Origin of the sequence: uncultured Gulosibacter sp., assembly GCF_963509965.1 — a bacterium.
GTDB lineage: Bacteria > Actinomycetota > Actinomycetes > Actinomycetales > Microbacteriaceae > Gulosibacter.
This window is the reverse complement of record NZ_CAUPDE010000016.1, coordinates 26,349-34,819: the sequence shown is the minus strand read 5'-3', so window position 1 is coordinate 34,819 and position 8,471 is coordinate 26,349. Positions and strand designations below refer to the sequence as shown.

Annotated in this window: 9 protein-coding genes; 5 read left to right on the top strand and 4 right to left on the bottom strand. The window is 59.9% G+C overall.

Going from position 1 to position 8,471, the window contains the following annotated elements; genetic code table 11:
* On the top strand, positions 1-494 hold a 494-nt coding region (locus tag RQ865_RS09275; RefSeq protein WP_311479043.1), incomplete at its 5' end, for a hypothetical protein.
* Positions 495-672: 178 nt separating this feature from the next.
* On the opposite strand, the gene RQ865_RS09270 is transcribed toward RQ865_RS09275, so the two are convergent.
* On the bottom strand, positions 673-1,395 hold the full coding sequence (locus tag RQ865_RS09270) for a hypothetical protein (protein WP_311479041.1): 723 nt from the start codon (positions 1,393-1,395) through the stop codon (positions 673-675).
* A 120-nt stretch (positions 1,396-1,515) separates the two neighbouring features.
* Between RQ865_RS09270 and RQ865_RS09265 the strand changes: the two genes are divergently transcribed.
* Positions 1,516-2,061: a peptidylprolyl isomerase gene (locus RQ865_RS09265; protein WP_311479038.1), complete on the top strand. Its 546-nt coding sequence runs from the start codon at positions 1,516-1,518 to the stop codon at positions 2,059-2,061.
* A gap of 182 nt (positions 2,062-2,243) precedes the next feature.
* Positions 2,244-2,930, top strand: coding sequence for a rhomboid family intramembrane serine protease (locus RQ865_RS09260; protein WP_311479036.1), 687 nt, complete (start codon positions 2,244-2,246; stop codon positions 2,928-2,930).
* 171 nt (positions 2,931-3,101) lie between these two features.
* On the opposite strand, the gene RQ865_RS09255 is transcribed toward RQ865_RS09260, so the two are convergent.
* Positions 3,102-3,605, bottom strand: a complete 504-nt coding sequence (locus tag RQ865_RS09255) for a cell division protein CrgA (protein ID WP_311479034.1) — start codon at positions 3,603-3,605, stop codon at positions 3,102-3,104.
* 32 nt (positions 3,606-3,637) lie between these two features.
* On the opposite strand from RQ865_RS09255, the gene RQ865_RS09250 reads away from it, so the two are divergent.
* Both RQ865_RS09250 and RQ865_RS09245 read left to right on the top strand, forming a co-directional pair.
* Entirely contained in the window at positions 3,638-4,444 is an 807-nt protein-coding gene (locus RQ865_RS09250; protein WP_311479032.1) for a class E sortase, read from the top strand.
* Between the two features lie 12 nt (positions 4,445-4,456).
* Positions 4,457-4,645, top strand: coding sequence for a hypothetical protein (locus RQ865_RS09245; RefSeq protein WP_311479030.1), 189 nt, complete (start codon positions 4,457-4,459; stop codon positions 4,643-4,645).
* Between the two features lie 95 nt (positions 4,646-4,740).
* Here RQ865_RS09245 and pknB read toward each other — a convergent pair whose 3' ends face one another.
* Together pknB and RQ865_RS09235 are read right to left on the bottom strand one after the other, a co-directional pair.
* Entirely contained in the window at positions 4,741-6,513 is a 1,773-nt protein-coding gene (pknB, locus tag RQ865_RS09240) for a Stk1 family PASTA domain-containing Ser/Thr kinase (protein WP_311479028.1), read from the bottom strand.
* A 178-nt stretch (positions 6,514-6,691) separates the two neighbouring features.
* Positions 6,692-8,461: a protein kinase domain-containing protein gene (locus tag RQ865_RS09235; protein ID WP_399521830.1), complete on the bottom strand. Its 1,770-nt coding sequence runs from the start codon at positions 8,459-8,461 to the stop codon at positions 6,692-6,694.
* Between the last annotated feature and the right edge of the window lie 10 nt (positions 8,462-8,471).

Below are 8,471 nucleotides of genomic sequence, written 5' to 3'. Positions count from 1 at the left end.
AATCGAAACCGACGACTCACAGAACGTCCGGACCGAATGAAGGGGGCGACCCAGGTGGCCGGGCTGAAATAGTTGTTGTAGGTTGTAGGCGTGGGAAGACTTCAGTGTTAGCAAAAGCCGAGGGCCGAATAAAAGCAACTGTGGTGACGCTGTGGACGCTCGCCGCGTTAGTTGCCATCTTCACCATCGGAAGTGTGGTGTTTGGGGTAGCCGCAGAGTTTCATGCCTGCGAGCAGAATGCTCCAGCGGGTAAATATGAACGTCTCGTTATTGAACAGAAGGTATCAGTGTTTCCACTAGGTGCATTCTGTGAATATAGACATCGAGAAGTAGATGGTAATGGCACAGCCGCGTTCATCGGTACTCATCGATCAGGGCCTGAATTGAGCTTCAGAACACTTGGCTTGGCGAGTGTGGCAGTTTTGTTTGGAGGTATGGCAACGGCGATGATGCGATCGAAGCGCCAATCGGTGCTGCAGCGTCTGCCAAAGTGAGTGGTGTCATTCAGCGTGTGCCAATGGATGCGTGCGCACTGCTGCCGGTGTCAGTTCTTACCGACTGACAAACAGGTGAGGTGGTACGCACCGGTCATCTCGAAAACTTGAAGAAGAAGCGCTGACGCGAAGAACCCCGACACCGTGATGGTCTCGGGGTTCTTGCTGAGCCGGTGGCTTACTTGGCGGTCGGCGCTTCAACCGAGGTGACGGGTGCGTCGAGTTCTTCGTCGGCGATCCACAGGTCGTCGTCGGCGCGGAAGGTTTGCCACAGGGCATAGCCCAGCGCAGCAGCTGCCGTGACCGCGGTGCCAATCAAGAACCAGCCGCCGAAGCCGAGGCCCTTCTTGTTGGTTGTCTTCGCGAACTTCTTCTCTGCCTGACGCTGAGCCTTCTTCGCCTTCCGGGTCAGCTTCTTGGTCTCTTTTTCGGCCTTCTTGGTTGCGTTGGCTGCCGCCTCTTTGGCCTTGTCGGCAACGGCAGCAATTTCAGTTTGCAGGTTGTTCATTCGTTTACCAGCTTCCTTCGTCATGTTTTCGGCGCGGTGTTGCACGTTCTGGAGCGTCTTGTTGTTGTCGGCGAATTCGCGCACGGCACCGGTGACACTGCCACCAACTGCGGCGAGTGCGGGCAGCACCTTGGTGTTAATGGTCTTTTCGGCGTGCTTCATTGCTTTGCGGCCGGTTTTGACACCGCCTTCGAATGCGGGGCGGACATTGCGGTCGTAGGTCTCGCGCACCGGTGGGAGCACTTCCTCGTTAGCGACATCGCGACCGACGCCGCCAGCCTGGGAGGCGAGGCGGCCAGCTTTTTCAAACACGACCTGCTGCTCGCGCCAGAGGCGGTCGGCTTCTTTGCGCAGCTTGGTGAGCTTCCGCTGGTTCTTCCGTGACAGAGCCATCACTTACCTCCGTATCGGTGGGATTTGTCACACACCATCAGTGTTTCACGCGCGGCATAAGGCAAGCTGAATCTGGTGCCGGTGCGGAAGATTCAAGCTGCAGCATGACAAGATGTAGCCATGACGATTGCGACAGCAGTAATGACCCTCCACACCAATCACGGTGACATTAAGCTCAACCTGTTCGGCCACCACGCACCGAACACCGTGAAGGTCATCACCGGTCTTGCCACTGGCGAGCTCGAATGGGTAGACCCAAAAACCGGTGAGACTCGCACCAACACCCCGTTCTATAACGGGGTGATCTTCCATCGCATCATCAAAGACTTCATGCTTCAGGGTGGCGACCCGCTCGGTGTCGGTACCGGCGGCCCCGGTTTTACCTTTGATGACGAGATCCACCCCGAGCTTGACTTCACCAAGCCCTACAAGCTCGCCATGGCGAACGCCGGCAAGCGCTTGGGCCGCGGCACCAATGGCTCGCAGTTCTTCATCACCACTGCTTCCACCGAGTGGTTGCAGGGTAAGCACACGATTTTTGGTGAGGTTGCCGATGACGACTCGAAGCGCGTCGTCGATGAGATCGAGCAGGTGGCCACTGATGGTCGCGATAAACCGCTGCAGGATGTGGTGATTGAGTCGGTTGACATCAGCGAACTCAGCTAGGATTCGTTATTTCTGAGATGACCTCTACCGAGAACTACTGTTACCGACACCCCGACCGGCAGAGCTTCGTTCTCTGTCAACGTTGCACCCGCACCGTGTGTGGTGAGTGTCAGACTCCGGCTCCGGTGGGGGTCATCTGCCCGGAGTGCATGCGGGCCGATCACCTTGCTCAGCCTCGTCGGGTGCGCAAACTGCGTATCGCCGGCGCCGAGCAGCCGGTTGTCACCTATGTGGTGATGGGCCTGTGCGCCTTCGTCTTTGTGGCGCAGTGGTTCACCGCGAATGTGCTGAAAGTGCCGTTTGTTGACTATTACGGCACCTATTCACCGGTGTATACGAGTGGGCAATACGGTGTTTTTGAGCCGTGGCGGATGCTCACATCGGCCTTCTTGCACGGTGGCCTGTGGCATCTGGCGATGAACCTGGTGTCACTGTGGCTGTTTGGCCGGGTGCTCGAACCCATGTTTGGCCGCCTGCGCTACACGATGCTGCTGCTGGTCTCGGCGCTCGGCGGCTCATTTGCGGTGTCGCTGCTTGCCCCGACGACGGCCGTTATCGGAGCCTCGGGTATGGTGTTCGGTCTGATCGGTGCCTGGTTTGTCGTGATGCGTCGGTTGCAGCAAGACATCACACCAATGATTGTGTTGATCGCGCTCAATGTCGTGGTGTCGTTGATGAACCCGGGTATTTCGTGGGAGGCGCACCTGGGCGGCGCGCTCACCGGTGTGATTGCAGCGTCGGTGTTGCTGCGCGATCACGAACGCGGCGGTACGGCCTCGCCTCGCCGAATCCGATTGGCGATTCCGGTGATGGTCATACTCGCGGTGCTGTTCATTGCGCTACCACCGGTGTTCGGTTCATTGCTGTAGAGTGGCGCACCGCATCCGTCAATCCGCACCCATCGGTGACGGCAGCTCGACCGAAAACTCACGTTATCCACAGGCTGTCCACAGGTGGGGATGAATTACACCGGTGTTATTCACACTTTTGTAATTTGTGGATAACTCTGTGGATTACCTCAGATCTACTCGCTCAGAGGGCTACTTCCAGTTGGTCATCATTAAGAAGCCCACCAGCGAGATCCCGATACCAACCAGCAGGTTCCAGTCACCGAGTTCGGCAACCGGCAGTTTCGCGCTCGAGAGGTAGTACACCAGGATCCACAGCAGCCCCAGCAGCAAAAAACCGAACATGATCGGCTTAAACCACACCGGGTTCTGGTCGGCGTCGGCATTGTGCGTCTTCGGCTGCGAATATCGCTGCTGCGCCTTCGTCATCGAGTCGTTCTTAGCCTTCTCGGCCTTCGCTTTCGCTTGTTTCTGCGCCTCATTGCGGGCACGGCGGCGCGATGCGGCGGTGTCTTTACCGCGCGCCTTCGCTGCGATCTCTTTCGAGCGGGCGATGCGTTCTTTCTCGGTCAGCTTGGCCGGCTGCTTCGACTTTTTCTTGTCGTCAGCGGGCGCATCGGCTTTGGTGGTTGCAACATCATCGGTAGTCGGCTCGAGTTCTTCGTCCGACTCGTTGTTGACAGGCTCTTTGGACATGCTGGTAATCCTACCGGCCTAGACTGTCGGCTATGGACCGACGACCACGTCACGCTGCCAACAGCCGGCACCGCGCCCCCAAACGTAGAGCGCGCGTAACGGTGTCGAGCGTTCTCGGAGAGCTGCTCATCACGCTTGGCGTGCTGCTACTCGGGTTTATTGGGTGGAAGTTTTACTTGAATGACTACATCATCGGTCGTGAAGAGATCACCCAGTCGGCCGAACTGAGCCAACAACTCGACCAACAATACGCAACCGTCGCCCCGGCCGAGTTTGACGAAGACGGCGTGCCGGTCAGGTCGATTCCACAAGAAGAGGCCACCCCCTACGGCATCATGTATGTGCCCGCCTGGGGTGAAGATTTCTCGCGCCGTCTTGCATCCGGAATTGATCGCGACCAAACCCTCGACAATGCGTTCGTCGGCACCTACCTCAACTCGGCAGCCCCCGGCGGTAAAGGGAACTACGCACTTGCGGCGCACCGCAACACCTATGGCGGTGCCTTCCGCGATCTCGACCGGCTCATGTTGGGCGACCGGGTTTATCTCGAAACGGTCGATGGCTGGTACACCTACGAGTTCCGTTCGGCAGAGTATGTGGTGCCCACCGAGATTGATGTGCTGGCCGGAGTTCCGCATCACCCCGACTTGCCGAAAAATGAGCGCGTGCTCACCATGATCACCTGCAATCCGTCGTGGTCGATGGATGAGCGCATCATCAGCTACTTCACACTGGTTGATTTCACGCCGCGTGAAGACGGGCCGCCCGCCGAGATCAAATATGCGTATGACCTTCGCGAACACTCGGGCGGTAAAGACCACGGCGGTAACGCAGACTAAGGAGCACCACAGTTGTACGGAGCCATTTGGCGGGGCCTGCCGGGCCCATGGCCGGTTAAGCTGCTAATTCTGCTGGCAATTCTGGCAGCCCTGGTTTGGGTGCTGATCCAGTGGGTGTACCCCTGGGTCGACACCTTCCTACCCGATCTGCTGCCACAGGATGAAGAATTGGGAGTCTCGACGAGCCAGCCGACACCGTAGTCGGGTTCGGCGCCAGCATCCCAGCAAGACACCGACGAACAACAGCGAGGGGCGGTAACCGGTCACCGCCCCTCGATTGCTGTTGAGCAAGCTAACTAGCCATCGTTGTCATCTTCGTCGCCGTTACCGTCGGTTGGTTCGTTATCGTCGGGTTCTTGGTTTTCTTCACCGTTGCAGTAGGTGAGGGTCACTTCACTGCCCTGGTCGATGCGGCCCGGGGTGGGTGACATTCTCGTCACCGGATACGATCCGTCGTTTAGGCAGCCGTCGTCGGGGTCGCGGGTAATCATGAGCCCCAGACCGCCAAGAACGTCCTCGGCTTCGCTGAGCGACTGGCCGGTCACATCGGGGAGAGTCACCTGCCCGTTCGACACCCACAGATCAACCGACGAGCCGGGGGCAGCGGATGAACCGATCGCGGGTTCTGAACGAACAACCTGGTCTTTCGAGACATACGCTGAATCTTCGCTCGTGATCGAACCAACTTTCAGACCGGCGTTTTCGAGCGCATCTTTGGCTTGATCGGCGCTCAGGCCGCTCAGATTAGGAACTCGCACCGAGTCGGGTCCGGCCGAGACGGTAATCTTCACGGTCGACTGGAAAGCCACGGATGCGCCAGCCGGTGGGTTCGAGGTCATCACTTCGTCGACTGCAACCTCGTCACTGGGTGCGGTGTCGACCTGAACCTTCAGGTCGGCATTTTCCAGTGCGCGCATGGCCTCGTCTTTCTGCATCCCCACCACATCGGGAACGGTTACCGACGCATCGGGCACCGAAGACTGTCCAGAAATCGACATCACCCAGATCACAACACCGATCACTACCGCAGTAACTAACGCGGCAGCTCCCCAAATCCACATGGCGGGGGGACGACGCTGCACCTGTGGGGCGCGGTCGTCATCGTCACTCATCGAGTTGAGCGCCGACTCGGTGGCGTCAACTGCAGTGGGGCCGGGCCCGAACAGTTCGGTGGGGGTTTGGTCGACACCCTTTTCGGTGGCGTATGCGGGCATGATGCCGTCAAAGGCGGCCATCAGGTCGCTGCGGAACTCGGCTGCGGTCTGGTAGCGATCCTCACGCCGCTTCGCGAGGGCTTTCAACACCACCGCGTCGAGTGCCGGGGAAATATGGGGATTAATCTGGCTGGGCGGCTTGGGTGGTTCGGTGACGTGCTGGTAGGCGACGGCCACCGCAGAGTCGCCCTGGAAGGGCACCTGCCCGGTGAGCATCTCGTAGAGCACGACACCGGCCGAGTAGAGGTCGCTGCGGCCGTCGACGGTTTCGCCGCGCGCTTGCTCGGGTGAGAAATAGGAGGCGGTACCGAGGATGGCCGTGGTTTGGGCGATCGTGCCGGCGGTGTCGGATATCGCTCGGGCAATACCGAAGTCGGTGACTTTCACCTGGTCATCGGTGGTGATCATCACATTGCCGGGTTTGATGTCGCGGTGCACCACTCCGGCGCGGTGCGAGTATTCGAGTGAGGTGAGTAGCCCGGCCATGTATTTGGCGATCAGCTGCGGGGTGAGGGCCGGGGTGCCGATAAGGTCACCCAGTTGCACACCGTCGATGTACTCCATCACGATGTAGGGCACGGTAATTTCAAAGCCGTCACCGCGCACGAACTGGTCTTCGCCAGCGTCAAAAACCCGCACAATGGTCGGGTGGGTCATGCGCGCGGCGGCCTGTGCTTCGCGACGAAAGCGAGAGCGAAACTCGTTCTCGGTGGCGAGGTTCGTGTGTAGCAGCTTCACCGCTACTCGACGGCCGAGACGTTCGTCGGTGGCCGCATAAACTTCGGCCATGCCGCCGCGGCCAATTCGTCGGCCGATGCTGTATCGACCGGCGAGTGTGCGCTCGCCCTGTATCACCGACTCGACTCCTTTAGTTGCTGCTGCCTCCCAAGAACGTAACAGGAAGCATAAATAGTCATCCTACTGGCGAGAGCGCGAGCCGAAAAGTAGGCCATCTAACCTGTTACCGCATCGGTGTGATGCGGCAAGCTGCGGGAAAGTTCCCAGGCCAGGAACTTTCCCGCAGAAATTGCTGCTAAGGCTGCTCGGTATTGAGGCCGCCCGGCGTCGGAACCGGCTGCTGGCGTTGCGGAATCTTGATCTCGATCTTTTCTGATTCTTCCGACTCAATACCCGAGCAAACGGCCCGGTAGCTGACCGTCACTTTGGCAACATCACTGTTCACACCGATAGGCACCGAAGTACCTCCGCTCTCGGTGGTACCAGAGTCGCCGGGGCGGCGGTTGCCCTGCGCATCCATGGCCTCGACCGTTACCTTGTATCCGTCTACCGAGGTGCCGTCGGGGCAGCTTGCATACTCATCCCAGCTGAGCTCCACCGAACTTTCGGTGGCGGTGCCTCGTGGCTTTGCCGGTGCCGGTGGGGTAGCCAAATCGCCGTAAACCGACACCTGAACAGTCGAACCGAGGCGCACATTACCGGTGGGGTTGATGCTCTCAACGGTGCCAACCAGGTCAGCCGAAGGTGCCGCACCCGCATTCGACCGTTCGGGGAAAAGCCCCAGCGACCGCAGCCGCTCAGCGGCCGTGTCGTAGCTCAAGCCAACAAAATCATCGCCATTGAGCGCAGCCGTTTCGGCTTCGGTTTCGGTGGGTGGGCTGGTGGTGCTCGGTGGTGGCGCGGTGGTGGTCGTCGGCACCGGTTCTGGGTCGCCGGCGTTATTCATCATTGCCACCGCGAAAAGCCCGATCGCCACTGCCAGCAGCACGATGGCGCCCACGAGCACCCAGCGCCAACTGTCTTTCTTCTTGTCATCATCGAGCAGCCCCTGCGGCTCGTGCCCGGTGGTGCCATCGACCGTGTCGTTTGGCCCGGTACCCGTTGAGCCGCCAGCCAGCAGGGCATCGAAGCTATCCTGCGGGCCATCATCCAGCACCGAAGTGGCCTTGGTGGGCTGGATGATCTGCGTCTGATCGAGCTGCGCTGTGCTCGGTCCAGCCCCGCCGGGTGCCACTGCAGGAACCGCCTGCGCGGCCCGCTGCACATCGCCGTCACGCAGCGCGCGAGCCGCGCGGGCAAACGCCTCGGTCGATTCGGGGCGGTCGGCCGGTTCTTTAGCGAGGGCCGACATCACCAGGTTGCGCATCGGTTCAGGAACCGTCACTGGCAGCGCCGGCGGTTCATCGTTAATATGCGCCATGGCGATCGCCACCTGCGATTCGCCGGTGAATGGACGACGACCAGCAAGACACTCATAACCCACCACACCCAGCGAATAAATATCGGTCGAGGGGGATGCGGGATGCCCCGACGCCTGCTCGGGCGAAAGATACTGGACGGTGCCCATCACCTGACCGGTGGCGGTGAGCGGCACCTGGTCGGCGATGCGGGCGATACCGAAGTCGGTGATCTTGACCCGGTGATCGGGGGTGATCAGCAGGTTGCCTGGCTTAATGTCGCGGTGCACGAGGCCCGCTTTGTGGGCGGCGCCGAGCGCCGAAGCAGTCTGGGCGATGATGTCCATCACCTGTTCGCCCGGCAGCACCCGTTCACGTTCGAGGATGGTCGATAGTGCCTCACCAGGCACGAGCTCCATCACCAGGTAGGCAGAGCCGTCTTCTTCACCGTAGTCGTAGACGTTCGCGATGCCCTCGTGGTTGACGAGCGCAGCGTGGCGAGCTTCGGCGCGGAAACGCTCGAGGAACCCGGGATCGCCCATGTATTCGTCTTTAAGGATCTTGATGGCGACCTGACGGCCAATAACGAGGTCGGTGGCTTCCCACACCTCGCCCATGCCGCCAATGGCGATTCGGTTACCGAGCTGGTATCGGCTCCCAAATGTCACTCCCTGCCCC